Below are 26,441 nucleotides of genomic sequence, written 5' to 3'. Positions count from 1 at the left end.
TTATGTTTCAACTTTGACAAAGTTCAAAACTTTATCAAAGTTTCTATTGGTTAAAATTGAATTTGTGACGATTTATCTTTTTATTCTTCAGTTTCTAAAGCACGGTTTATGAATTCGTTCAAAGGTTTTAAAGCAATCAGTTTTTGACTCATTTTGGCAACAAAGTCTTTTTTTGTCACTTCGCTGATGTCATATTTTTGAGTTGTGGTGAAACTTTTCAATTTTAAAAATTCAATTGCAGGATGATCTTTTTCATAACCTCTCGGCATACTTTTAAGCGAATTGTTTTCGTTTATATCCAGACTTCCAAACTCTTTTTTGAAGTTTTTCTCTTTCAGGATTTCTTGTAAATCATCATAGAAAAAAGCAATTTCTTTTCTCACTTTTTTTAATTCTTCAGAATCAGGCGAATAAAATCCTCCGGCAATAAAACTGGCGCCTTTTTCTATATGTACATAATAACCCGAACGATTAGCACCTTTTGCACCAGACGAAAGCCAAACACCTAAATGTGCCTTGTAAGGAGATTTATCTTTAGAAAAACGAATATCACGATTGATTCTGAAGGTGCAGTCTTTAACTTGTAATAATTCCAGAGAAGGATCAATAGGCTTCATGGCATCCAGAAAATCACTTACCAATTGATGGTAATCTTTTTTGAAGACTTCGTATCGTTTTTTATTATCCTGAAACCAATCTCTGTTGTTATTGGCTTTTAAATCGTCTAAAAATTGCAATGATTCTTTCGTTAGCATATTTGGTGTTTATTGCAGTTGCTTTTAAGTTTTATTATGAGCTAAATTAATGATTTTTTTTGCCACTAATTTCACAAATTAGTACAAAATTGAAAGCTGAATGATAAATGTGAATTAGTGTAAATTCGTGAAATTTGTGGCAAAAAGCTTTTCACAAATTAAATATTTTATAACTCTGATGTGTCGATTTTACAATCGCTTCGGTGCGTTCCGGATGCGTGTCAGAAATAAAAAGCTGTCCAAATGTTTCGCTATTGACCATCTCAATAATTTTTGCCACACGGCTTTCGTCCAGCTTGTCAAAAATATCATCAAACAGCAAAATGGGTTTTACACCGCTTTGCTTCTTAAGAAATTCAAATTGAGCCAGTTTCAAAGCAATTAAAAAGGACTTTTGCTGCCCCTGTGACCCGAATTTTTTTATCGGATGCAAATCAATTTCAAAAGACAAATCATCTTTATGAATGCCCGAACTCGTATAATGCAGGGCACGATCCTTATTAATATTTTCCTGCAGCAGAGTCAGTAAATCTTTTTCGAACAAATGGCTTTCGTAGACCAATTGCACAGATTCTTCAGAACCCGTTATTGCCTGATGATGTTTATTAAATATAGGTATAAATTGTTCCAGGAAATCTTTTCGTTTCTCAAAAATAGATTTTCCAAAACCATCCAGTTGCTCATTATATATAGATAAGGTACCATTATCAAAAACATGATTTAGGGCAAAATACTTTAGCAGGGCATTTCGCTGCATAATTATTTTTTGATACTGAATAAGCTGATGCAGATACGTACTGTCTAATTGCGAAATAACACTGTCCATAAATTTACGTCGTGTTTCGCTTCCTTCAACAATTAAATCCCGGTCAGCCGGAGAAATAATCACAAGCGGAATAAATCCAATGTGATCAGAAAATTTATCATAAGCTTTTCCGTTTCGCTTTAATATTTTTTTCTGTCCTTTTTTCAGGCTACAAACAATTTGCTCCGTTCTGTCATTCTTTTCAAGTTCGGCATCAATCACAAAAAACTCTTCTCCATGTTTGATATTTTGTACTGCAAGAGGGTTAAAATAACTTTTCCCGTAAGCCAAATGATAAATCGCATCAAGGACATTTGTTTTCCCAATTCCGTTTTTTCCAACAAAACAATTAATCTTGCTGTCGAAATCAAAGCTGGCTTCGGAGAAATTTTTATAATTGAATAAAGAAATTTTGTTTAAATGCATTTTTTAAGAAACTCTAAGGGTAAATTCGGTGGTTTTATAAACGAGATTTTTATTTTTTGCTACAGATTAAAAGATTTTAAAGGATTTTTTTATTCAATTTGGCTAAAAACCTTTTTTTAATCTGTGAGATCTGTAAATCTGTGGCTAAAATTTCAGCGTCAGCCAAGACAATCTGCGTTTTTTAACAGCAAAAATTTGAAGGTGCAAATTATCGAAAATTATTGATATAAGAGGCTTTTCGGCTGTTTATGGATGAATTATTTTATTACTGATGCGAAAGCAGTTAGCTTTCTTGAAATTATTTTTTTTTAAATAGTGATAAAATTGATTTTTTTAACGTCAATTTCAATAAAAATTTTATTTTTGCCGTTCACTAAATTAATTTTAAATGGCTACTTACAATAAAAGAGGATATAAAGCACCAAAAGAAAAGGAAGTTAAAGAAGTAAATGAAGAACAACAGGTAATTATTGACGAAAAAGACAGTACAACAGCTGGTGTTTTTTCTAAATTAGATGAAACTGCTTCAAAAACTGAGGATTGGGTTGCTAAAAATCAAAAAATCATTATTGGTTTAGTTGCTGGTATTGCTGTTGCGACTATCGGATATTTGGCTTACCAAAAATTTATTGAAAATCCTAAGCAGGATGAAGCTGCAAATGAAATGTTTGTTGCACAACAAAATTTTCAAAAAGCAACTGATGGTGTGGCAAGCGATTCATTATACAAATTGGCTTTGAATGGTTCTGAAGGTAAATTCGGATTTGTGCAAATTGCTGATCAGTATTCAGGAACTGACGCTGGGAACTTAGCTAACTACTATGCTGGTATGGCTTATTTGAATACAGGAAAATTTGACGATGCAATTAAATATTTAGGTGAATTTAAATCTGAAGATTTGATTTTAAGTGCATTGGCAAAAGGTGCAATTGGAGATGCTTACTCTCAAAAAAATCAGCAAAAAGAAGCTTTAGAGTATTATGTAAAAGCTGCTGAATCTAACAAAAATGATTTTACAACACCTCGTTTCTTATTAAAAGCTGGTAAAACTGCCTTGGCATTAGGTCAAAAAGAAGATGCTTTAAAGTATTTTACAGACATTAAAGAAAATTTTGATGCAACTCCGGAAGCTGCTTCTGTTGATGCATTGATAGGATTAGCGCAATAAAAATTTTAGACTTTAGATTTAAGATTGTAGATTTGTATTTAAGAATTTATCCCGAGGCTTCGGGACGAAAATCAAAAATCAAAAATTATACAGATGGCTACTGAAAATAAAAATTTATCAGAATACGATAAAAACACAATCCCAAATGCGAAAGACTTTCGATTTGGGATTGTTGTTTCTGAATGGAATGACACTATAACCGAAGGGCTTTATGATGGGGCTTTTGAAGCCTTAATTGATTGTGATGTTCCTGCACAGCAAATTATCCGTTGGAATGTTCCGGGAAGTTTTGAGCTGATTTATGGCGCAAAAAAAATGCTGCAGACACAAAATGTAGATGCAGTTATTGTGATTGGATGCGTGATTCAGGGAGAAACAAAACATTTTGATTTTGTTTGTGAAGGTGTTACACAAGGAATTAAAGACCTTAATGTTCAGACTGATATTCCGGTTATTTTTTGTGTTCTTACAGATAACAACATGCAACAATCTATTGACAGAAGTGGAGGAATTCACGGAAACAAAGGTACAGAAGCTGCAATTGCTGCTATAAAAATGGCATATATTCGTCAACAAGCTTCAATTGCACATCCTTTTAACCAGCCTTTGCTATCTTCTGGTGCAATTCAAATTGAAGACACACCAAGAAAAATAGAAAATGAATAAAACACAATTGTTTTAAAGATATTAAAACCTATGCTGTGTAAAAATAGTATAGGTTTTTTGTTTTTTTTATGATTGTATATATTCTGATTCAAGATCAAAATTCATTAAATTTGTACACCTTGGTTTTTAAAACCAGTATAAAATTAACAATAACAATCTGAGATTTTATAATAATCTGAAATCGAAGAAACAACCTTAAACCCAAATTTTTTAATGTCGAGTATTATTCAGTTACTTCCGGATCACGTTGCTAATCAAATTGCCGCTGGAGAAGTGGTTCAAAGACCAGCCTCAGTTGTGAAAGAATTATTAGAAAACGCTGTTGATGCCAAAGCAACCGATATTAAACTAATCATCAAAGATGCCGGAAAATCATTGGTTCAGGTAATCGATAATGGAATGGGTATGAGTGTTACAGATGCACGTTTATGTTTTGAACGTCATGCAACATCAAAAATCCGTCAGGCAGAGGATTTGTTTTCGCTCCATACAAAAGGTTTTCGCGGAGAAGCTTTGGCCTCTATTGCGGCAATCGCCCATATGGAAATGAAAACCAAACAGGATCAGGAAGAGTTGGGAACACATATAGTAATTGAAGGGAGTAAGTTTATATCTCAGGAAGTAGCCGTTTTGCCAAAAGGAACCTCATTTGCGGTCAAAAACTTATTTTTTAATATTCCGGCCCGTCGCAACTTTTTAAAATCCGATACAGTCGAATTTCGTCACGTAATGGATGAGTTTCAGCGTGTAGCATTAGCACATCCAAATATTCATTTTACTTTTTATCATAACGGAAGTGAATTGTATAATTTGCCTATTGCAGGATACCGTCAGAGAATTGTGGGTATTATATCTGGTAAAACCAACGAAAAATTAGTTCCTGTAAATGAAGATACCGAGATTGTAAATGTTCAGGGATTTGTCTCAAAGCCAGAATTTGCAAAGAAAAACAGAGGAGAGCAATTCTTTTTTGTTAATGATCGTTTTATAAAAAGCGGTTATTTGCATCATGCTGTAATGGCGGCATATGACGGACTTCTGAAAGATGGCTGTCAGCCCAGTTATTTTCTTTATTTGCAAGTACCACCAAATACGATTGATATTAATATTCATCCCACCAAAACAGAAATTAAGTTTGATGATGAACAAGCCCTGTATGCTATTTTACGTGCTTCTATAAAACATAGCTTAGGACAGTTTAATGTTGCACCCGTTTTAGATTTTGACCGTGATGCCAATTTAGACACTCCATATCACTATAAAGATATAGAAGCTGAAACCCCAACAATTCAGGTTGATGGAACATTTAACCCGTTTACAGATGATAAAACAAATCAGCATTATTCTAAAGCCAGTTCAGGTTCTGCAGTAAGCTCTGGTGGTTCAGGATCTGGTTCATATTCCGGAGGTTATTCTAAAAGAGTTGAGCCAACAGCAAGCTGGGAAAGTTTGTACGTTGGGTTGGATCTGGATAATCCGGAGAGCATAGAAAGTTCCCCTTTTACATTCGAAAACGAAGAAGTGACTTCCTCTTTATTTAATGATGAAGAAGTAGAACAGGCAATACATAAAACGTATCAGATTCATAAAAAATATATTGTTTCTCCAATTAAATCAGGAATGGTAATTGTAGATCAGCAACGTGCTCACCAGCGCATTTTGTATGAGCAATTTTTACTGAATATGACAGTAAATCAGGCCTCAAGCCAACAATTGTTGTTTCCGTTGAACTTGTTTTATTCGACAGCTGAAATGGAATTAATAGAAGAATTAAAACCTTCTCTTGAAACAACAGGTTTTGTTTTTGAAGAAGCACAAACCGATCATGTAGTAATTTCAGGAATTCCCGTAAATATTACAGAAAGTGAAGTTTCTCTTGTTATTGAACAATTACTAAGTGACCTGCAGGACGGAATCCCTGCCAGCAGTTACAGTCAGAATGATACTATTGCCAAATCGATGGCCAAAAGTTTAGCGGTTAAGACCGGATCTTATTTAAACGAAAAAGAACAGGACAATCTCGTAAACGGATTGTTTGCCTGTAAAGATCCTAATATTTCACCTTTTCAAAAACCTACCTTTATCACGATGCGTGTTGAAGATATAGATAAAAAGTTTGCCTTATGATGAATATGACTCCCGTAGTAAAACAATTATTAATAATCAATATTATATTTTTTATTGGCTCTCAGTTGGTTCCAGTTTCTTATGATTACCTGGCTATGTTTTTTCCAGAAAGCCCAAATTTTAGAGTTTGGCAGCCAATAACTCACATGTTTATGCATGGAGGAATTATGCACATAGCTTTTAATATGATTGCAATGGTTTCTTTTGGTTCAGCTCTGGAGCATTTTTGGGGAGGTAAGAAATTTTTATTTTTTTATATTTCCTGCGGATTGGGATCTGCATTATTGCATACGGCTGTAAATTATTACTCTTTTCAGGATACAATGAACGTTTTAATTGCAAACGGATATCAAAAAGCTGATATTATAAAGCTTTTAAGTGAAGGTAAAATTGATACAAGATGGCAGGATTTGGTCACAGTTTCACAATTTAATGGTTTTACTAGTGCTTATATAGGAACCGTAGTTGGTGCTTCGGGCGCTATTTATGGTTTGTTGACAGCTTTTGCTTTTATGTTTCCAAATGCAGAGTTAGCCTTAATGTTTATTCCAGTGCCAATTAAAGCCAAATATTTTGTTCCGGGAATTTTAGCAGTTGATTTATTTCTTGGGTTTAAAGGAGGCTCAATATTTGGAAGCAGCGGAACCGGAATTGCACATTTTGCCCACATCGGAGGAGCGCTTACAGGTTTTTTAATGATGTTATATTGGAAAAAAAATCAGTTTAATAAAAATCGTTGGAATTAATTTTTAACTTTATTATTGAAAAATAAACCTAAAGAAGCTTTTATGAATATTCTTGATGATTTAAAACTACAATATAAATTAGGCGGTGTCGCAATGCGTGTTATTTACTGGAACATTGCGTGTTTTCTGATTTCGTTCGTATTTTACGAATTTTCAATAGGACAATTTATTTTTCCGAACTGGCTGGCTTTATCATCAGATCCTGAAGTTTTTTTATTTAAGCCATGGACTTTTTTGACCTACGCATTTTTTCACGACGGATTTTTGCATCTGTTGTTTAATATGCTGGTTTTAAATTTTGCGAGCTCATTGTTTCTAACTTTTTTTACTCAAAAGCAATACTTAGGATTGTATATTCTGAGTGCTATTTTTTCAGGTATAATTTTTGTCCTGAGTTATTATTTTTTAAATTACAGTGCATCAATAGTTGGTGCATCAGCTGCAATTATGGCGATTTTGGTGGCCACGACAACTTATCAGCCACTGATGAATGTTCGTTTGTTACTTGTCGGAAACGTCAAATTATGGCATATTACAGCAGTAATTTTAGTTTTAGATTTAATGCAGTTTCGTCTTGGTAATATGGGCGGACACATTTCGCATCTTGCGGGTGCTGTATTTGGATTTATTTTTATTAAATTGCTTCAAAATGGGACTGATTTGAGTATCGTGGTTTCCAAAACAATTGATTTTTTTGCCAATTTGTTCAGGAAATCGCCTACAACCCCCTTCAAAACAGTTCACAAGAATTATAGACCTACAGAAAAACCAACATCAAGAATTGTTACAAAAGATAAAACGCAACAACAGATTGATGAAATTTTGGATAAAATCAGCCAGTCCGGCTATGATTGTTTGACCAAAGAAGAAAAAGAATTTTTATTTAAAGCAGGAAAATAATCCTTGTAATAAAGAAAAAACATGCAAAACCTGTCTTGGTTTAATAAAATTATGTTCTTTTTGAATATAGTACTGACTGTAGTAACTTTTAGTATTTATATTTTACCCTTTCTGGCACCCAAAAGTTTTCCACTTTTGTCGGTGCTAACGCTTTTTATGCCGGCATTTTTTGTGATGAATGGATTGTTCTTTATTTATTGGGCAATTCAGTTTAAAAAACGTCTTATATTGTCTGGTTTGGTACTGTTGACCGGAATTACTTTCATAAGTAAGTTTTACAAATTTTCTGCAAAAGAATATGTAGAGGACGAAAAAGATTTCTCGGTAATGAGTTATAATGTTCGCCTTTTTAATGTTTTTAAATGGCTGGATCGTGATGATATCCCATCTAATATAAAAGCTTTTATAGATGAAAAAGACCCTGATATTTTATGTATTCAGGAATATTCAAATTCTGCTCATATTGATTTAAAAGTATATCCGCACCGCTATATATTCATTGACGGAAATCAGATAAAAACAGGGCAGGCTATTTTCTCAAAATTCCCGATACTGTATGAAGGTAATATTGTATTTCCCAACTCAAGTAATAATGTGATTTATGCAGATATAAAGCGTGGTAAAGATGTTATACGAGTTTATAATATGCACTTGCAGTCTATTAAAATTTCTCCGGATGTAGACGAAATCTCGCATGATATTGATAATGTAAATCAGCAGAAATCTCAGGCTATTTACAAAAGAATCAGTAAAGCGTTCCGACAACAGCAGGAACAGGCCGAAAAATTCAAAGAAAATATTAAGCAATGCAAAAATCCTATAATTATTTGTGGGGATATGAATAACAGCCCGTTTTCATATGTTTACAGAAATATTAAAGGAAAATTAAAAGATGCTTTTGAAGAAGCCGGAGAAGGCTTTGGTGCTACTTATAAGTTTCGTTATTACCCTGCAAGGATTGATTATATATTTTCAGACAGTAAAATGAAAGTCAAAAACTTTGAAAGTTTCCCTGATTTTGAGAATTCAGATCATTATCCAATTATGGCAAGACTTTCAATGGAATAAATATTAGAAAATTCAATTTTTAAAATTCCCCAAATTCCAAAAAAATTATAACACTTTCTGTGTTTTTAAATATTCCATAGCAAATTTACCTTCATTAAAAAGTAAATCTAATACACTCAGATTATTTATAAAACCATGTTTGTCATCAAAAACCTGAGGATATTTCCCGAATGAATTGGAGTCTTTTTTTCCGTTTGCCAAATATCTGAAATCTTTAATATTTTCCACTTCGTGAAAATATTCAGTAGTTTTTCCAAATTCAAATTTCATTCTAAGGCATTTTGTAACAATGTCTAAAACTTCAAAATTTAAATCCATTAAAAAAGTATGTTTTTTTTCGAAAACAGGTAAAATATCATCTTCAAAAAATTCAAAAAAAGGAGAGCTTCTGTACGCTGCTTCTAATGATTTAAAGTGTTGCTTTTGCCAGTCAAATTCATTTTCTATCAAAACATCTTTGGTTTTTTGATGTGCTGATTTTGAGTGTTTAACCGGAATATTTAATAACTGAATTCCGTTTGGACTATAAATGTATGTGCGGTTTCTGTTCGTCTGTTTCTGAAAATTATCTTCCATTTCAAAAATAATATTTTCAGATTGTGCCATTACTGCAAAGTGGCTTATTGACGGAAAATAGGTAGGAAGTAACAAGGAATTCATGATCTGTTTTTTGTTTAAAAGTTTCAGGTTTCAAGTTTCAGGTCTTATAAACTTGAAACTTGAAACCTGAAACAAAAATAACATTATTTTATTATGCTTTATTTTCTTTTCTTTTTCTCCAAAAGTATTCTCCAACAAAATAAAGTGCCAATACAATTAAGAAATATTTAAAATACGATTGAGGTTGGCCTTCGCCGTCAACAGTAGTAAAAACTCTGCTCCAACGAATTTTGTTGATGCCTTTTCCGTTTGTGTCCCAACTAAGCCAAATAAAAACTGGTTTTCCTACAATATGGTTTTCAGGAACATAACCCCAATAACGACTATCCTCAGAGTTATGACGGTTATCTCCCATCATCCAGTAATAGTTTTGCTTGAAGGTGTAAGTTGTAGCCGGTTTTCCGTTTATTAAATAGTGAGAACCATCAATTTGCAAAGTGTTGCCTTCGTAATTCGTTATAATTTCTTTATAGAAAGGTAGCGATACATTGTTTAGGGCAACAGTTTTTCCTGCCTCCGGAATATAAATAGGCCCCATATTATCCTGGCTCCATTTGTTTATGTGAGGGAATATGGCATTGTCATCTCTTCTGTCAATCTCTCTTTTTACAGCAGTAATACCAGGTGTGTTTTTTAAACGTTCTGCGCTGGCTTCTGTTAGAGCTCTAAAGTAAAGTGTATCTCTTTTTTCGCTTTTAAATCCGGCTCCGTCAGTAATGTCTAACTCTTTTATCAGAGATTCAAAATCAATAGGTGTTTTTCCGTCCAAAGCAACAGAATACGAATATTGAGGTTTTGCTCTTTCAGGTAAAACTAATTTTTTTCCGTTAATGAAAACATAGCCATCTCTAACAGATAAACTATCCCCGGGAATACCAACACATCTTTTTACATAATTTGATTTCTTGTCTATAGGTTTTATAACACCAGGTCTTCCTTTTGGTTCGTAAAAATAGTGTACCGTATCTACAGGCCAGTTGAAGACAACAATATCAGTTCTCTTTATTTTTTCGAATGCCGGTAATCTAAAATATGGTAGTTGTGGCCATTTAAGATATGATCTTTGTTTTACAAATGGAATCGAATCATGAACCATTGGTAACGCTACAGTTGTCATAGGAACTCGGGGGCCGTAGTTAACTTTGCTTACAAAAAGGAAATCGCCAATTAATAATGATTTTTCTAATGAAGAAGTCGGAATTGTATATGGCTGTACTACATAAGTATGCACCAATGTTGCTACTATAATGGCAAAAAGTAATGAGCTTATTGTGTCTGCAGCTTTATTTTCTGAAAGTAATTTTCTGTTTGTGTGATATTCTAATTTCTGAGTGTAGTTTATATAATAGATATAAAAGCCTAAAGTAAAAATTCCCAAAAGCGTATCTAAAGTAGAATTTTTGCCAAAAGTTCTTAAAGTCTCTACCCAAACAACCGGAAACATAATCAGGTTAATGATCGGAATGAAAAGTAATATAGTCCACCAGGTAGGGCGGTTAATAATTTTCATTAAAACAATTGAATTATAAACAGGAATTGCAGCTTCCCAGCTTTTTCGTCCGGCTGCCTGATACAATTTCCATGTTCCTAAAAAATGAACAATTTGTACACCTAAGAAAAAAACAAACCAAAGATATAATGTCATAGTATTTTATTTAAGTTTAAAACCTCAGCTTAGTAATATAGCTTGTGATTTTATCAGTTATTGTAAGTTTAGTACATCCTTCATGCTGAAAACACCTTGTTTTCCAGCCAGCCATTCTGCAGCAATAACAGCTCCCAAAGCAAAACCTTCGCGATTGTGAGCAGTATGTTTGATTTCTATATTGTCAACAATAGAATCATAAGTTACAGTATGTGTTCCGGGAACATCACCAATTCTTTTGGCTTCAATATGAATTTCATTTTCATTTGGCTGCTCCATTGTCCAGTTTGAATATTTGCTGTTTTCAATTACTCCTTTTGCCAAAGAGATTGCAGTGCCGCTTGGAGCATCTAATTTTTGGGTATGATGAATTTCTTCCATTGTAACTTTGTAAGAGTTAAACGGAGCCATTATTTTAGCTAAATATTCATTAAGTCCAAAGAAAATATTTACTCCTAAGCTAAAGTTTGAGCTAGAGATAAAACCTCCTTTTTTGTCGTTGCAAAGCGCAATCATTTCGTCATAATGTTCCAGCCAGCCAGTGGTACCGGAAACAACAGGTACGCCAGCATTAAAACTTGCAGAAATATTAGCTACAGCAGCTGTTGGTACGCTGAAATCGATAGAAACGTCTGCATCTGAAAGACCATCGTATGTATTGTGTTCGTCTTTCTTTAAAACAATTTCATGACCTCTTTCCAAAGCAATTCGTTCAATTACTTTGCCCATTTTCCCGTATCCTAAAAGCGCAATTTTCATTATATGTTATTTTTTGATTTTTAAATAGAAATTGTATCTATTAAAAGTGGTAATTAAAAGTTAGTCCAACATTTGGCCTGAAAGTTACATCATCTGGATAGATTTCCGGACGTAACGATAATCTTTCATTCACATTGAATTGAATCAATGCAGCGTCAACGTTGGCGTCAATAATGTTTAAAACATAAAAGCCAACGACAAATAAGGCAGATAAATCTCTGTTTCGTTGATAGAATTTCTGTCCGGCAATAAGTCTGCTATCGTCCAAAAACTGGTATTCATCATTGTTATACCCTTCTAATCTTCGTTTGTAGGCGTCACGGTAATCGTGGTATTTTTTGTTATTATCAATATAAAAATATAAGCTGGTACCAATTGCTCCGTAAACCAAAGGAATTTTCCAGTATTTTTTATTGTATGCCTGACCTAAACCGGGTAAAATTGCCGAATAAAAAGCGGCTTTTGCCGGCGTTAGCGGATCTATTTCCTGCAATTTAGTAGTGTCTTTAACGACCAAAACCGTGTCTTCTTTTGCCTGGGCAAAAAGAGAAACGGTTCCTGTAAGAAAGAACAACAAACTTATGGGGACAATTTTATTCACTACCCGTTTATTAATTTTATAATTCTATTAAAGTCGGCTTCTGAATTAAAAGGAATTGTGATTTTTCCTTTACCATTGCCAGCCACTTTTATATCAACTTTCGCACCAAAATACTCATTGAAAGCACTTTTTTTGATTTCTTCTACTACAAAAGAAGATTCTGTTTTAGGTTTTCCTTCTGCTTTTGGCTGTAAGCTTTCGTGATAATTTTTTACTAATGTTTCGGTTTCACGAACAGATAAGTTCTGACTTACAATTTTTTGATATATATCTGTCTGAATATCTAAATCCTCAATATTGATAATTGCTCTACCATGTCCCATGCTTATAAAACCATCACGAATCCCAGTTTGGATAATCGGGTCTAATTTTAAAAGGCGTAAATAATTGGCAATTGTAGAACGTTTTTTTCCAACTCTTTCGCTCATTTGTTCCTGTGTTAACTGAATTTCGTCAATTAAGCGTTGGTACGAAAGTGCAATTTCTATCGGATCTAAATCGTGACGCTGAATGTTTTCAACTAACGCCATTACTAATGATTCATTGTCATTAGCAATACGTATATAGGCCGGAACATGCGTTAACCCAACTAAAGTTGAGGCACGAAGACGGCGTTCTCCTGAAATTAACTGGTATTTGTTAAACTCTAATTTACGAACAGTAATAGGTTGAATAACACCAAGTTCTTTAATAGAAGTAGCTAATTCTCTTAATGATTCTTCATTAAAATTGCTTCTTGGCTGAAATGGATTTATTTCGATAGCACTTATTTCAAGCTCTATGATATTTCCAACAACCTTATCAGCATTTTTGTCTTCTACTGATGTAATGTCGTTTTCCGGATCTTTTAATAATGCTGATAATCCTCTTCCTAAGGCTTGTTTTTTAATTGCTTTTGTCATAAAAACTATTTGCTGTTTTTCTTTATAATTTCCTGAGCTAAATTAATGTAATTAACTGCTCCTTTGCTGGTTGCGTCATAGTTAATGATGCTTTCGCCAAAACTGGGTGCTTCACTCAATTTTACATTTCGCTGAATTACGGTATCAAAAACCATATCATTAAAGTGTTTTTGAACTTCTTCTACAACCTGATTTGATAAACGTAATCTTGAATCATACATTGTAAGTAGTAATCCTTCGATATCAAGATCAGGGTTGTGTATTTTCTGAATACTTTTTATCGTGTTCAATAATTTTCCAAGTCCTTCAAGTGCAAAATATTCGCACTGAATAGGAATAACTACAGAATCAGCGGCTGTCAAAGCATTTAATGTTAATAATCCCAAAGAAGGTGCGCAGTCGATAATAATATAATCATACTCGTCTTTAACACTTTCTAATGCTTTTTTTAGCATGTATTCTCTGTTTTCCTTATCAACCAATTCGATTTCGATGGCAACAAGGTCAATGTGAGCTGGTATCACATCAACATTTGGAGCTGAACATTTAACAACCGTTTCTTTTGGCGTGTGGCTATGTTCAAGTATCTGATAGGTACCAATTTCTACGGACTCTACGTCGATTCCAAGACCAGATGTAGCATTTGCCTGAGGATCAGCGTCGATCAGTAATACTTTTTTTTCTAAAACACCTAATGAGGCAGCAAGATTTACAGATGTAGTAGTCTTTCCAACGCCTCCTTTTTGATTAGCAATCGCAATGATTTTGCCCATTTATTTTCTGAATTTTGAACCGTAAAAATACAATTATTTATGGTTTTTGAAAATCTATTTTGTTAACATTTGATAAACCTTGGATAATCGTTGTTTGGTGCGTGTTTCAAAGATTTTTTTTTTAATTTTAAAAGAAAACAACTATAAAAGTTGAATATATTAAAGTGTAATTTGGCGCTGAAATCTGTTGCAATTAAAATTTGTTCTTCATTGTTTGATATTTTATGCTGCACACTTTTTGAAAAGAAATATTCTTATTTTTAAAATTGTTTTGGATAAGCAAAAAATAGTTATATATTTGCACCCGCTTTCGGGGTGTAGCGTAGCCCGGTTATCGCGCCTGCTTTGGGAGCAGGAGGCCGCAGGTTCGAATCCTGCCACCCCGACAAAAAGTCTTTTCATTTATTTTGAAGAGACTTTTTTTTTTGCTTTTAAATGAAAACAAATTAAACGTCCAATTGGGCCCCTTTTGTAAACACACAAAGTATTTTTCATTTACATAATTGTTTGAAATCTCTATTTCAGAATAGCAAAAACTGATTATTTGGGTTCTTAAATCCGATAATAAAAACTTACTTTTGTGCTCATTATTAACACAATCATATTATGTCAGATACAATCGAAAAAATTAAATGCCTAATTATAGGTTCTGGTCCTGCAGGTTATACTGCTGCAATTTATGCTGCCAGAGCTAACATGAATCCGGTTCTATATCAGGGAATGCAGCCGGGTGGTCAATTGACTACAACAAATGAAGTAGAGAATTTTCCGGGTTATGTAGATGGGGTAACCGGACCAGAAATGATGGTTCAGTTACAAGAACAAGCAAAACGTTTTGGAGCAGATATTCGTGATGGATGGGCTACTAAAGTTGATTTTTCAGGAGATATTCACAAAGTTTGGATTAATGATTCTATCGAATTACACTGTGAAACTGTTATTATTTCTACAGGTGCTTCGGCTAAATATTTAGGGCTGCCATCCGAACAACATTATTTAAATATGGGAGGTGGAGTTTCTGCCTGTGCCGTTTGTGACGGATTTTTCTACCGTAATCAGGAAGTTGTAATTGTTGGAGCAGGAGATTCTGCGTGCGAAGAAGCACATTACTTATCTAAACTTTGCAAAAAAGTAACTATGTTGGTAAGAAGCGAAAAATTCAGAGCTTCGAAAATTATGGAAGAGCGAGTTCGCAAAACAGAGAACATAGAAATTTTGATGAATCACGATACTCTTGAAGTAGTTGGAGACAATCAGGTAGTTCATGCTATTAAAGCATTAAATAAAACTACTGGAGAAGTTATAGAAATTCCGGCAACCGGATTTTTCGTAGCAATTGGCCACAAACCAAATACAGATATCTTTAAAGATTATATCACATTAGACGAAACTGGTTATATTATAAATACTCCTGGTACATCAAATACAAATGTTCCTGGTGTTTTTGTTGCCGGTGATGCTGCAGACCATGTTTATCGTCAGGCTATTACTGCTGCAGGTACAGGTTGTATGGCAGCACTAGATGCTGAAAGATATTTGGCTTCTAAAGAGTAATTTTTGGTTTTAGGTTTCAGGTTTTTTATTTCAAGTAATGAGATACCAATATAAAACAGAAAAGTCCCTTCTTATAAAGGGACTTTTCTGTTTTTAATAATTAATGACCCGAATGTCAAATCTGAAACTTGCAACCTGAAACAAAAAAACTATTTAATTTTCTTAATCAGTTTTGCTTCTTCAGAAAAACGGGTCAATTCTATTTTTGGATTTCCCAGAAGAGAAAGTTCTGCTTTATCTCCAATTGCTATTGAGACAGCGATTTCAGCCAGAATACTTCCGGTTGAATAACTTTCGGCAGTAATATTAGATTCTTTTAGGGTAAATTTTGTTCCGTTAAAAACTGAATTGTTATCTAAGCGTATAGTTGCTTTCTCTGCAATACCTTCGATAGCCGCATTTGCTTTTTGATATAAATCACATTTAAATTTTATAGCAGATACCAATGTTTTAATCGAAGCATTTTTGCTCAACTGCAAACTTGCATCTTCTGATTTTAAATTTAATTCTGTTTTTGATTTGTCATTAGCAATAAGATTAAATTTTTTCGAATTTACATTCAAAAATAATTTTGAATAATCCATACTGTTAAAGGTTATGTCATCTAACTGTAATTCCTGAATAGCATAGATAGCAGCCTCATTTTTAGCAATTACATTTTTAAGCGATTTAGTATAGGTAACCCGTACAATTAGTTTTTTAAAAATTGTACTTTCTTTTGATGTATATAAACGTAATGTTCTTTCTCTCAAATCCATTCCGATAATATCATGTAAGTTATCGTCGGCTTCAATTTTGATTTCGTTTTTCTCGCCTCTTTCAAGATAAACTTCCAGGTTGTCATCGGCTTCAATACCGTCAAACTCTCCTACTTCCTTAATAGAAGTTGTTACGACTTTAGACCCCTTAATTTTTTCTCTCTTTTGTGCAAAACTTAATGTTGTGACTAACAATAATAGGAGTAAGGCTGTATTTTTTTTCATTAATTCTATGTTTTGATTTTAGCAAATATAAAAAAATCATCCACTTTCGATGAATGATTTTTTTATATTAACACAGAAATAAGGTTTATCCCTGGCTTACGCTTCCGCCTGAACTGGAAGTTCTTTCGATTTTTTTAGGACTAGTGTCATAATTAACACTTCCGCCGCTGCTTGCGTCTGCTTTAAGGCTCAGAATCGGGTGTACACTTACACTGCCTCCGCTAGATGCATCAGCCTCAACTTCATTTGCTAATAATTTTTGGGCGTCTATACTTGCGCCACTGGCAGCCGAAGTTTTAAATTTTAATGCTTTTCCTTCAATATTGATTGTACTTCCACTTCCTGAATCACAAGTGATATTGTCAGATTCAACATTAACATCCATTGTCGCAGCACTTGATGTTTCCAGGCTTATGTTTTGTGACTGAATAACATTTTTAGTTTGTACAGATGAAGCGCTTGAAGCTTCTAATTTATTAATGAAAGGCATCTTTACAGTTACCTTTTTCATTGTAACATTATTAAAAGAATTAAACTTGCATTTAATTACCAATGTTCCGTTTTCAACCGTTGTGATGATTTCTTTTTGTAGATTATCATCAGCTTCAACAGTAATTTCAGTAGAATCTGATTGTTCAATAACAAGGTCTATCGCATTGCTGACAGATACATTTTTGAAATCTCCCTGAACAATTCTTTTTTCAGTAGTGACATTTCCACTACCTTCAATAGAATTCATTTTGTCTACAAAATTGCATGAGGTAAACAATAGTGCGGTGATAGTGGCAATAATGAATTTCGTAATATGAATGATTATCTTTATCATGGTTTTAGTTAATTTTGATTATTACTCCGTTTTTATCAGTAGTTAATTTTCCGTTGGTTTTTTTTCCGTTTAAAACTTCTTTACCGTTTATTTTAATTGATACTTCTTTTACAGTATCATTTACAATAGTATTTTCTTCGTCTTCTACATCGTCATAATCATTTTCATCTGCAGGACAATCCAGACATTTGATTTTAGAACCTTGTACTTTGTAGTTATAGTTTCCACTAAAGTGTAAGTTAAAAAAATCATCTTCAGAATCGTCATAGTCTTGTACAGAAGTGTCTGGTTTAAACAATTGACCTTCTGGTAAGTACAAATATACATCAACTTCCTGTCCTCTGAACTTATTTTTTACATCTGTTAAAAAATAATTATCCAGTACTAAATGATTTCCGTTAAGCTCAATTTTATAATCAATTTTTTCAGCCCTTTGCTTTGCGGTTGTAAAAGAATTTCCTCTCGCACTCTTTTCTATTTGTAAATAAGCCGTTGCCTGGTCTGTGTGTAATACATGCAAACGAACATCTGTAGAATAGATTAATTGGTGGTTTGCAGAATCCTGCACAAATTCAAAATCCCTGTGGTGATTAAGATCTTTAGCATAATAATCATTGTATCTGAATTTCACAAAAAGTGTATCAGTTGGGTTAACATTGATTGCTTTTTTCTCAACTGTTTTTCCATCATAAGACAATTCTGTTGCTTGTTTTATTCCAATACTAATTGCAATTGCAACAGCTATAATCCAAACGGCCAGTAACGTGTATTTTGTGATATTTCCTATCGGTTTTAACTCCGGAGACAATAATTTGAAACCCAAAAGAGTCAAAAAGAAGAATGGAATTCCAACAGCAAAGAACATCAGTAAGCCAAATGCCCAAATCGGATAATCAGTAAAGTTTCCTGCGTCTACAAAATTTTGCCATGGAAATTCAATAAAGATGTTTGTACCCAAAGTAAAAACCCCGATTAATAATAAAATCAAAACTGCAAGTCCCGACATGATTAAAAACACACCTAATACTTTAGCGAAGATTTTAAAAACCGTCATGATAAAGTCTCCAAATGAACTACTTATTCTCTCAGCTCCCGACTTTACCTGGTTTCCCATTTTGTCATAATCTGCATTTTTAAATTTCTCAGATAATGAATCAATTTCTTCACGAACCTTTTTTTCGATATTTGAAATCGTAACCGGCTCACCCGTCATTTCTAATTTTTCAGATGTTGTAACAGCTTCAGGAGTTATCACCCAAAGAACGAAATAAGCAAGAATTCCTGTTCCAAAACCTGCAAAAACAAATATTAAGAAAACGATTTTTATCCAAACAGAGTCAATTCCAAAATAATGTCCAAGTCCCGTTGCAACACCCCCAATCATGCCTTTTTCTTTATCACGGTATAATTTTTTGTTTTTTCTGGCGTATTGGTTAAAAGACTGATTAGATTTTTCTTCATCCTCAATAATGTAGTCTTCAGGTTGTCCCATAACGGCAATCACTTCATCAACATCCTTCAGTCCTACAACATGTTTCTCGCTTTTTTGTTTTTCTGTTAATAATTCAGAAACACGCATTTCGATATCTTTAATGATTTCATCTTGTCCTGATGAATTGTTAAGGGATCGTTTTATGGCGTCAAAATAACGGGTTAGTTTTAAATATGCATCTTCATCTATGTGAAAAAACATACCTCCTAAGTTAATATTTACTGTTTTGTTCATGACTTATTGATTTTGATTGGTGATTAGTTTTACGGCGTCAGACAATTCTGTCCAGGTGCCGCTTAGTTCGTTTAAAAATGTTTGTCCTATTTCGGTTAATCCATAATATTTTCGTGGTGGCCCTGAGGTCGATTCTTCCCAGCGATAATTAAGTAAGCCATCGTTTTTTAATCTAGTTAGTAATGGATAAACTGTACCTTCAACAACTAGTAATTTGGCGTTTTTTAAAGTGTCTAATATTTCTGATGTATAGGCATCTTTCTCTTTTAATACTGATAAGATGCAAAACTCAAGAACACCTTTGCGCATCTGTGCTTTCGTGTTTTCAATGTTCATAATTTCATTTTGTTTTTTTTAGATTGAACAATTCGTTTTTTGATTGATGATGATTGATTGATGATTGATTTCGACTTTATTCTGTTAGAACTTGTTCGTATTTCGTATAACTTTTAATCTTTTGTGTCACACTGAGCGAAGTCGAAGTGTTACTTTATAAAAGAAATCGTCATAGGATATTTGTAATATTCTCCATTAGATGCTTTTATAGAAGCGTAAATCACTAAAAAGAATTCAACAATTTTTAATAATCCAAAAAGTAAAACAGCTGTTGCGCCAATGCTTAATAGCCCGATATTTCCATCAAAATTAAAATTTCTGATTACGAAGTCTTCGTCGTTAAAAACGGCTTCCATCGGAATGTTTTGAAGAAATACAATTACAAAGATCGGAATGGCAATCAATACTAAAATCAAAGTGTAAAGCAATAAACTCAATTGAAAATTTAATGCCTGTTTTCCATGATGGTTCGCAAATTCTGACTTGTCTTTGTAACTTGACCAGATTAATATCGGAAAAATATAATTTCCGAAAGGAATAAAATATTGTGTTAATGTGCTTAAATGCGTGAACGTTGCAGTGTTCTTTTCTGATGATGTTTCCATGATGAGTGGTGTTGATGTTTCCATGATTAAAAGTATATAGTAATTTCTTATGCAAATATATATCTAAAAGACAGTATCTTGTTTTGCATAGTACCAAATATTAACATAATTTTAACAAAATTAGATTTTTATATGTAGGTAAAACAGATTGAAAATGAGCAAAAGACACAGTGTTTACAGCAGTTTTATGAAAGTATTAGTAATTTATTGTGCGTGCATAGTTTTTTTGTATTTTTGCCTAAAAATAAATCTTATGGCAGTTTCAGTTTCCAAACTCAACAAATTTGTATTATTCAAATTACCATCAGCCTATATTTGTGGCGTTCGGGTAAAAGCGATTGACGAGGACAGTTGTATCGTAAGTGTAAAACACCGCTGGATCAATCAGAATCCTTTTAATTCGATGTATTTTGCTGTTCAGGCAATGGCTGCCGAATTAACAACAGGAGCATTGGTGATTTCGCAAATTCAGGAAAGCGGCAGAAAAATCTCTATGCTGGTAGCCAACAACAAAGGCAACTTTACCAAAAAAGCTACCGGCAGAATTACATTTGTATGCAATGACGGACATTTGATTGCAGAAGCTATTAAAAAAACAATTGAAACTGGCGAAGGGCAAACTTTCTGGATGAAATCTATTGGAACAAATGAAGAAGGTGTTCAGGTTTCGGAAATGGATTTTGAATGGAGCGTACGTTTGAAATAAATTCAATTATAAATAAATGAAAAAAAGACCTGTTTAAACAGGTCTTTTTTTTTGGCTTATAGTTTTATTTTTATTTGTAATTAGTTGTAAATCAATATTTTTTATAGGATTTTCGGATTTTTTTATTTTTCTTTTGTAATTTTATTGAAGAATTATCCACACTAAAAATTTGAAAATATTCATATAATCTTCATTAAGAGATTATAATTTTACATCCAGATTTAATTTGTATTTGTAGGAATAATAATATATATATTTGCCAGCAAAAAAGGACTAAAACTTTATTGAAAGTTACAGATCCAAAAAAATTAAAGATTACAATTTTATTGATTTCGACGATAAGGTTCGTCACACACAATATTAGAATTATGGATGATAAAAGACAAATATTTCAGACAGTGACCCAAAAACGCTGGAAAACTTTTCAGTGGTCAAGCCGGCTAATCTTGTTTACTCTTATTTTAATGGTGCCAATTTTTTTTATAACTCTTAAAAGAGGATTAAAACCGCCATTGCCGCTTTTGGCAAACAGTACTAAGGCTGGACATACTTTAGAAAATCCAGTTATTCCTAAAGATTTAAGTGCCAAAGAACTCAAAAAGTTTCAGGGATTTGACTATTATTTAAGGGAAAAAGCTAAAATTCAAAAACTTGCAAATCATTCGGTTTCTCCTAAAACAACTTCAGAGGTACGGGCTGCTTTTTATGTGAACTGGGATCCGCAAAGTTTATTTTCTCTTCAAAAGAATATTGATAAAATCAATATGGCTGTTCCCGAATGGTTTTTTATTGATCCTAAAACCGATTTACTGCGAACAGAAATAGATACTGCAGCATTAAAAGTGATGAAAAAAGGAAAAGTAAAAATACTTCCCTTAATCAATAATATAAATGAATCACTTGGAGAAGGTGAATTTGACGGTGACCTTATTCATCGTATTCTTCACGACAAAAATAAAAGACAAAGACTTATTAATGATATTGCAAAAACGTTAAAGCAATATGATTTGCAGGGAATCAATATTGATTTTGAAGAATTTAAAGAAAACAGCGATGAACCTATAATTGCTTTTCAAAAAGAATTATATGAAAAACTTCATCCGCAGGGTTATTTGGTTACTCAGGATATCATGGCAAGTGATGACGATTTTAATATAAAAGAATTGTCAAAATACAATGATTATATGTTTTTAATGGCATATGATGAGCATTATGCCGGAAGCATTCCAGGAGATGTGAGCAGCCAGAAGTGGATAGAAAGAATAGTTGATAAAACAGCTCAGGAAATTCCTTCGGATAAAATTATTCTCTGTTTTGCAGGTTATGGTTATGATTGGCAGGAAAAACAAGAAGGCGAAACTATAACATATGATCACGCCATTGCAATTGCAAAACAACATAATGCTTCGATTAAATTTGACAATAACAGTTATAGTAATTCTTTTAGTTACACAGACAGTAATGGTAAAAAGCATATGGTCAATTTTGAAGATGCAGCCACTAATTTTAATACCATTAGATTTAGTGATGAATATGGTTTGGCAGGAACAGCTTTATGGCGTTTGGGAAGCGAAGATCAGCGTCTGTGGAATTATTACCAGCGAAGCCTGACAAACGAAAGTCTCAGTAAAAAGCCTTTTGATTTTAATATAATGAGACGTGTAGATACACGAATCGAAAGCCCTGCTTATATTGGTGATGGTGAAATATTAAATGTTATTGCCGACCCCGCTGCGGGAAAGATAGAACTGGAAATCAATAATGATGAAACTATTATTACCGAACAGAGATATATAGAATTGCCAACCAAATATGTCATTAGCAAATTTGGAAATGTACACAATCAGGTTATTTTAACTTTTGATGACGGGCCAGACCCTGTTTACACGCCTCAGATTTTAGATATTTTGAAAAGAGAAAAGGTACCGGCTGTTTTTTTTGTTATTGGTATTCAGGGGGAAAGCAATATTCCTTTGTTACAAAGAATTTATAAAGAAGGACACGAAATAGGAAATCATACTTTTACGCATCCTAATATTGCTTTAGTAAGTCCTGAAAGGGCTGCAAAAGAAATGGAAACGACAAGATTATTAATCGAAGCCGTTACCGGAAAAAGTACAGTACTTTTTAGAGCGCCCTATAATGCAGATGCTGAGCCAACTACCGAAGCCGAGTTAAAACCAATTGCCATGAGTAAGGCTCAAAATTATTATACTGTCGGGGAAAGTATCGATCCAAATGATTGGGAAAAAGGTGTAAGTGCAGATTCTGTTTATATCAGAACAATAAAACAATACGAGGCAAATCCTGATAAAGGGATTATTTTGCTTCACGATGCCGGAGGTAACAGACAAGCAACAGTTGAAGCTTTACCCAGAATAATTAAATACTTCAAAGACAGAAATGTTCAGTTTACAACCGTTGCTCATTTGCTTGGAAAAACGAAAGATGAAATTATGCCCAAAGCAGAAGGGCCATTTATTACACTGGACAATTTTATTTTTGATTTCGGATATTGGTTTGGTCATTTTATTACTGCCACATTTTGGGTGGCTATTCTGCTGGGCTTTCTTCGTATTGCATTGATGGCAATAATGGCATTTATAAAAAGATGGAAAGATTATAAATATCCGCCGGTATATAAATCTTTGGTTGATGCCCCAAAAGTGAGCATTATTGTTCCTGCCTACAATGAAGAAATAAATGCCGTAAAAACTATCGAAAATTTACTGGGTCAGGATTATCCCGATTTTGATATTGTCTTTGTAGATGACGGATCTAAAGACAAAACGTTTGAAATGATCAGAAACGCTTTTGAGAATAATCTAAAAGTAAAAGTGCATACCAAACCAAATGGGGGAAAAGCTTCGGCATTAAATTACGGAATTGCATTAACAGAAAGCGAGTATGTAATTTGTATTGATGCTGATACACAGTTAAAAACCGATGCCGTTTCGCAATTAATGAAAGGATTTAGAATCCAGTTAAAAAAGAATGAAGAAATAGGTGCCGTTGCCGGAAATGTAAAAGTAGGAAACGAAAATACAATGCTTACCAAATGGCAAAGCATCGAATATACAACAGCTCAAAATTTTGACAGAAGAGCTTTTGATTTAATTAATGGGATAACAGTGGTGCCGGGTGCAATTGGTGCATTTAAGAAAACGGCTATCGAAAAAGCAGGAGGTTTTACAACTGATACTCTCGCAGAAGATTGTGATTTGACAATTCGTATTTTAAGAAACGACTATCATATTATAAACTGCATCGAGGCTGTGGCTGTAACAGAAGCTCCTGAGAGTTTAAAAGAATTTATGAAACAGCGTTTTCGCTGGAGTTACGGTATTATGCAGGCTTTTTGGAAAAACAGAGATGCGTGCTTTAACCCGCGATACAAAGGCTTGGGAATGGTGGCGTTGCCAAACATTCTTCTTTTTCAAATTGTATTGCCAATTTTTGCACCTTTAGCCGATTTAGTTCTTATTTTGAGTTTAATCTGGAATCATAACGATCCAGATAGTCTTCATAAAATATTGATTTATTATATTGCTTTTATGCTCGTTGATATGCTGGTTAGCGTAATTGCTTTTATTTTTGAAAAGGAAAAACTGACCAAATTAATATGGCTGATCCCGCAGCGATTTGTATACAGACAGTTGATGTATGTCATTTTATTCAGGGCGTTAAGAAGGGCCATAAAAGGCGAAAGCCAAAGTTGGGGAGTGCTTACAAGAACAGGAAATGTCGGAACCGTTAAATGATTTTAATCAGGAATATAAAAAAAGGACCTCAATCTGGGGTCCTTTTATTTTTTAAGTCTTATTAAGCTTTAGCGCAACAAGATTTTTTGTCTTTTTTAGTTTTTCCTGCATCACAAGTTTTTCCCTCTGCTTTGCATTTTGCTTTACATTTTTGGATTTCAGCATCAGTCATTTTTTTAGATGAATCTGATTTTTTTGAACAGCATGATTCTTTTTTAGCAGTCTCTTTCTGGACTGGTTTTGTTTCCTGAGCCTGGATCCCCAACGAGAATAGCGCAATGGATAAAATGGTAATTACTTTTGTCATTTTTTGTTTTTTGAAGGTATTAGATTCTTTTTTGATGAATCAAATATAATAGGATTTATACTTTGTAAGAATAGGAGTATTGTTAATGTTTTTGTAAAGTTGATTTACTAACCATTTTAATGTTTTTTTTACTGCTGCTTATTTGTTATTTTATAGTATTTACTAATTTTTCTTTTGCACGTTGTTTATCCCCCCATTCTTTAAGGTGATTGATAAACGGAATAAGTTCCATGCCTATATCGGTTAATGAATATTCTACTTTTGGCGGAACTTCATGATATACTTTTCGGGAAACCAGTTCATCATCTTCCAGTTCTCTCAAAGTCTGTGTAAGCATTTTTGGAGTTACATCCATAAGTGTTTTTCGCAATTCACCATAACGAAGAACTGTTTTGTCGCTTAAGTTCCATAAAATCCGACCTTTATATTTACCTCCAATTCTCTTAAAAGCATAATCTACAGAGCAAACTACGTCTGTACAGCCATCTGCATAATTTTTTTTTGGCATTTTTTTAATTTTTAAATTGTTGATAATCAATATTAGTATGTTTTTGGTATGTAGATTACAAAAAAGTGCATACTTGTGGCAAAGATACTGATATTCTACTTTTGTACTGTAAATTTAAAACAATTATTATGAAAGCAATTATATTGAATGAAGCAGGTAGTGCATCAAATTTAAAATACGTAGACTTGCCAAAGCCCGAAATTAATGATGATGAGATTTTGGTAAAAGTAAATGCCCTGAGCATCAATCCGGTTGATTACAAAACCAGATCTTCTGAAGGCGTAATTAAACGTTTTTTTGATGAAGAACGCCCTGTTATTTTAGGTTGGGATTTATCAGGAAAAGTGGTTGAAACAGGAAAAAATGTAAAAGATTTTAAACTGAATGATGAGGTATTCGGAATGGTGAATTTTCCTGGAAAAGGAAAGGCTTACGCAGAATATGTTGCAGTTCCGGCATCACATTTAACATTAAAACCAGAGAATATTTCTCATGAAGAAGCTGCAGCTGGAACGCTAGCTTTGCTTACAGCCTGGCAGGCTTTGGTTACAAACGGAAAAATAAAAGAAGGAGATAAGGTTTTAATTCACGGAGCATCTGGTGGAGTTGGGCATTATGCAACACAAATAGCCAAACATTTTAAAGCCTATGTTATCGGAACTTCATCAGAAAAAAATGCGGCATTTGTTTTGCAAAATGGGGCTGACCAGCATATAGATTATAACAAAACTGATTTTGAAAATGAAGTTGCGGATGTTGATTTGGTTTTGAATTCTATTTCTGATGCAATTAACAATCGTTCAATTGATGTTGTAAAACCAGGAGGGAAGATTGTTTATATTCTGGGTGCAATTGCTCCTGAATTTGCTCAAAAAGCCAAAGATAAAAATGTGGATTTGTTTGCCATTCTGGTTGAATCTTCCGGAGCAGATATGAAAACTGTTGCAGATTTGATGCAGAAAGGAATTATCAAATCACACGTTTCGCAAACATTTGCATTTGATGAAATGGAAAAAGCGCATTTACAATTGGAAACCGGCAGAACGGTTGGTAAAATTGTAATTACAGTATAAACGCCTTCATTTTAAAATAAAAAAATCAGTTCAGATAAAATTTGAACTGATTTTT

Annotated in this window: 25 protein-coding genes and 1 tRNA gene; 11 read left to right on the top strand and 15 right to left on the bottom strand. The window is 33.4% G+C overall.

Annotated features, from left to right (window positions below; genetic code table 11):
• Window positions 1–80: 80 nt before the first annotated feature.
• A complete protein-coding gene (locus JOD96_RS16615) occupies window positions 81–755 on the bottom strand; it encodes a DUF2461 domain-containing protein (RefSeq protein WP_209565345.1) in 675 nt (224 codons plus the stop codon).
• Between the two features lie 151 nt (window positions 756–906).
• Complete coding sequence (gene recF / locus JOD96_RS16610; protein ID WP_209565344.1) at window positions 907–1,986, bottom strand: DNA replication/repair protein RecF; 1,080 nt, start codon at window positions 1,984–1,986, stop codon at window positions 907–909.
• Window positions 1,987–2,374: 388 nt separating this feature from the next.
• Between recF and JOD96_RS16605 the strand changes: the two genes are divergently transcribed.
• From JOD96_RS16605 to JOD96_RS16580, 6 genes are all read left to right on the top strand, one after another.
• Complete coding sequence (locus JOD96_RS16605; RefSeq protein WP_209565343.1) at window positions 2,375–3,154, top strand: tetratricopeptide repeat protein; 780 nt, start codon at window positions 2,375–2,377, stop codon at window positions 3,152–3,154.
• 93 nt (window positions 3,155–3,247) lie between these two features.
• Window positions 3,248–3,820, top strand: a complete 573-nt coding sequence (ribH, locus tag JOD96_RS16600; RefSeq protein WP_209565342.1) for a 6,7-dimethyl-8-ribityllumazine synthase — start codon at window positions 3,248–3,250, stop codon at window positions 3,818–3,820.
• A 213-nt stretch (window positions 3,821–4,033) separates the two neighbouring features.
• Window positions 4,034–5,947 carry a DNA mismatch repair endonuclease MutL gene (gene mutL / locus JOD96_RS16595; RefSeq protein WP_209565341.1) on the top strand — a complete coding sequence of 638 codons (1,914 nt, stop codon included), beginning with the start codon at window positions 4,034–4,036 and terminating at the stop codon, window positions 5,945–5,947.
• A complete protein-coding gene (locus tag JOD96_RS16590; protein WP_209565340.1) occupies window positions 5,944–6,693 on the top strand; it encodes a rhomboid family intramembrane serine protease in 750 nt (249 codons plus the stop codon). The genes mutL and JOD96_RS16590 overlap by 4 nt, the downstream gene beginning before the upstream one ends.
• 42 nt (window positions 6,694–6,735) lie before the next feature.
• Window positions 6,736–7,593: a rhomboid family protein gene (locus JOD96_RS16585; protein ID WP_209565404.1), complete on the top strand. Its 858-nt coding sequence runs from the start codon at window positions 6,736–6,738 to the stop codon at window positions 7,591–7,593.
• Window positions 7,594–7,644: 51 nt separating this feature from the next.
• Window positions 7,645–8,661, top strand: coding sequence for an endonuclease/exonuclease/phosphatase family protein (locus JOD96_RS16580; protein WP_245188434.1), 1,017 nt, complete (start codon window positions 7,645–7,647; stop codon window positions 8,659–8,661).
• 45 nt (window positions 8,662–8,706) lie between these two features.
• On the opposite strand, the gene JOD96_RS16575 is transcribed toward JOD96_RS16580, so the two are convergent.
• The 6 genes from JOD96_RS16575 to JOD96_RS16550 all read right to left on the bottom strand — a co-directional run bounded on the left by JOD96_RS16575 (window position 8,707) and on the right by JOD96_RS16550 (window position 14,001).
• Window positions 8,707–9,321 carry a WbqC family protein gene (locus tag JOD96_RS16575; RefSeq protein WP_209565338.1) on the bottom strand — a complete coding sequence of 205 codons (615 nt, stop codon included), beginning with the start codon at window positions 9,319–9,321 and terminating at the stop codon, window positions 8,707–8,709.
• Between the two features lie 91 nt (window positions 9,322–9,412).
• Window positions 9,413–10,966 (bottom strand): signal peptidase I, encoded by a 1,554-nt coding sequence (gene lepB, locus JOD96_RS16570; protein ID WP_209565337.1) that lies wholly within the window; start codon window positions 10,964–10,966, stop codon window positions 9,413–9,415.
• Between the two features lie 57 nt (window positions 10,967–11,023).
• Window positions 11,024–11,725, bottom strand: a complete 702-nt coding sequence (gene dapB / locus JOD96_RS16565; RefSeq protein ID WP_209565336.1) for a 4-hydroxy-tetrahydrodipicolinate reductase — start codon at window positions 11,723–11,725, stop codon at window positions 11,024–11,026.
• A gap of 40 nt (window positions 11,726–11,765) precedes the next feature.
• Window positions 11,766–12,326: a DUF5683 domain-containing protein gene (locus JOD96_RS16560; RefSeq protein WP_209565335.1), complete on the bottom strand. Its 561-nt coding sequence runs from the start codon at window positions 12,324–12,326 to the stop codon at window positions 11,766–11,768.
• Window positions 12,326–13,228 (bottom strand): ParB/RepB/Spo0J family partition protein, encoded by a 903-nt coding sequence (locus tag JOD96_RS16555; protein WP_209565334.1) that lies wholly within the window; start codon window positions 13,226–13,228, stop codon window positions 12,326–12,328. The genes JOD96_RS16560 and JOD96_RS16555 overlap by 1 nt, the downstream gene beginning before the upstream one ends.
• Window positions 13,229–13,233: 5 nt before the next feature.
• Entirely contained in the window at window positions 13,234–14,001 is a 768-nt protein-coding gene (locus JOD96_RS16550; RefSeq protein WP_042566029.1) for a ParA family protein, read from the bottom strand.
• Window positions 14,002–14,312: 311 nt separating this feature from the next.
• Between JOD96_RS16550 and JOD96_RS16545 the strand changes: the two genes are divergently transcribed.
• Window positions 14,313–14,387: transfer RNA gene (locus JOD96_RS16545), tRNA-Pro, on the top strand.
• A 220-nt stretch (window positions 14,388–14,607) separates the two neighbouring features.
• On the top strand, window positions 14,608–15,555 hold the full coding sequence (trxB, locus tag JOD96_RS16540; RefSeq protein ID WP_209565333.1) for a thioredoxin-disulfide reductase: 948 nt from the start codon (window positions 14,608–14,610) through the stop codon (window positions 15,553–15,555).
• Window positions 15,556–15,704: 149 nt separating this feature from the next.
• Here the strand turns inward: trxB and JOD96_RS16535 are convergent, their stop codons facing one another.
• The 5 genes from JOD96_RS16535 to JOD96_RS16515 form a co-directional block, all read right to left on the bottom strand.
• On the bottom strand, window positions 15,705–16,538 hold the full coding sequence (locus JOD96_RS16535; RefSeq protein ID WP_209565332.1) for a GIN domain-containing protein: 834 nt from the start codon (window positions 16,536–16,538) through the stop codon (window positions 15,705–15,707).
• An 85-nt stretch (window positions 16,539–16,623) separates the two neighbouring features.
• Window positions 16,624–17,364 carry a head GIN domain-containing protein gene (locus JOD96_RS16530; RefSeq protein WP_209565331.1) on the bottom strand — a complete coding sequence of 247 codons (741 nt, stop codon included), beginning with the start codon at window positions 17,362–17,364 and terminating at the stop codon, window positions 16,624–16,626.
• Window positions 17,365–17,368: 4 nt separating this feature from the next.
• Entirely contained in the window at window positions 17,369–19,090 is a 1,722-nt protein-coding gene (locus JOD96_RS16525) for a PspC domain-containing protein (protein WP_209565330.1), read from the bottom strand.
• A 3-nt stretch (window positions 19,091–19,093) separates the two neighbouring features.
• Complete coding sequence (locus JOD96_RS16520) at window positions 19,094–19,426, bottom strand: PadR family transcriptional regulator (protein WP_017498072.1); 333 nt, start codon at window positions 19,424–19,426, stop codon at window positions 19,094–19,096.
• A gap of 149 nt (window positions 19,427–19,575) precedes the next feature.
• Entirely contained in the window at window positions 19,576–20,031 is a 456-nt protein-coding gene (locus JOD96_RS16515; protein ID WP_209565329.1) for a DUF4870 domain-containing protein, read from the bottom strand.
• 253 nt (window positions 20,032–20,284) lie between these two features.
• Here JOD96_RS16515 and JOD96_RS16510 point away from each other — a divergent pair, with 253 nt between their 5' ends.
• Both JOD96_RS16510 and JOD96_RS16505 read left to right on the top strand, forming a co-directional pair.
• Window positions 20,285–20,737: a DUF4442 domain-containing protein gene (locus JOD96_RS16510; RefSeq protein WP_209565328.1), complete on the top strand. Its 453-nt coding sequence runs from the start codon at window positions 20,285–20,287 to the stop codon at window positions 20,735–20,737.
• A gap of 368 nt (window positions 20,738–21,105) precedes the next feature.
• Window positions 21,106–24,498, top strand: coding sequence for a polysaccharide deacetylase family protein (locus JOD96_RS16505; RefSeq protein WP_209565327.1), 3,393 nt, complete (start codon window positions 21,106–21,108; stop codon window positions 24,496–24,498).
• A gap of 61 nt (window positions 24,499–24,559) precedes the next feature.
• On the opposite strand, the gene JOD96_RS16500 is transcribed toward JOD96_RS16505, so the two are convergent.
• On the bottom strand, window positions 24,560–24,805 hold the full coding sequence (locus tag JOD96_RS16500) for a hypothetical protein (protein WP_209565326.1): 246 nt from the start codon (window positions 24,803–24,805) through the stop codon (window positions 24,560–24,562).
• A 145-nt stretch (window positions 24,806–24,950) separates the two neighbouring features.
• On the bottom strand, window positions 24,951–25,313 hold the full coding sequence (locus JOD96_RS16495; RefSeq protein WP_209565325.1) for a winged helix-turn-helix transcriptional regulator: 363 nt from the start codon (window positions 25,311–25,313) through the stop codon (window positions 24,951–24,953).
• A 128-nt stretch (window positions 25,314–25,441) separates the two neighbouring features.
• Here JOD96_RS16495 and JOD96_RS16490 point away from each other — a divergent pair, with 128 nt between their 5' ends.
• Window positions 25,442–26,386: an NADP-dependent oxidoreductase gene (locus JOD96_RS16490; protein ID WP_209565324.1), complete on the top strand. Its 945-nt coding sequence runs from the start codon at window positions 25,442–25,444 to the stop codon at window positions 26,384–26,386.
• The last annotated feature ends 55 nt before the right edge of the window (window positions 26,387–26,441 follow it).

The sequence above is a fragment of the Flavobacterium sp. 1355 genome, assembly GCF_017833415.1.
Taxonomy (GTDB): Bacteria; Bacteroidota; Bacteroidia; order Flavobacteriales; family Flavobacteriaceae; genus Flavobacterium.
Note: the sequence above shows the minus strand (reverse complement) of the source record. Positions and strands in the feature narration are given on the sequence as shown.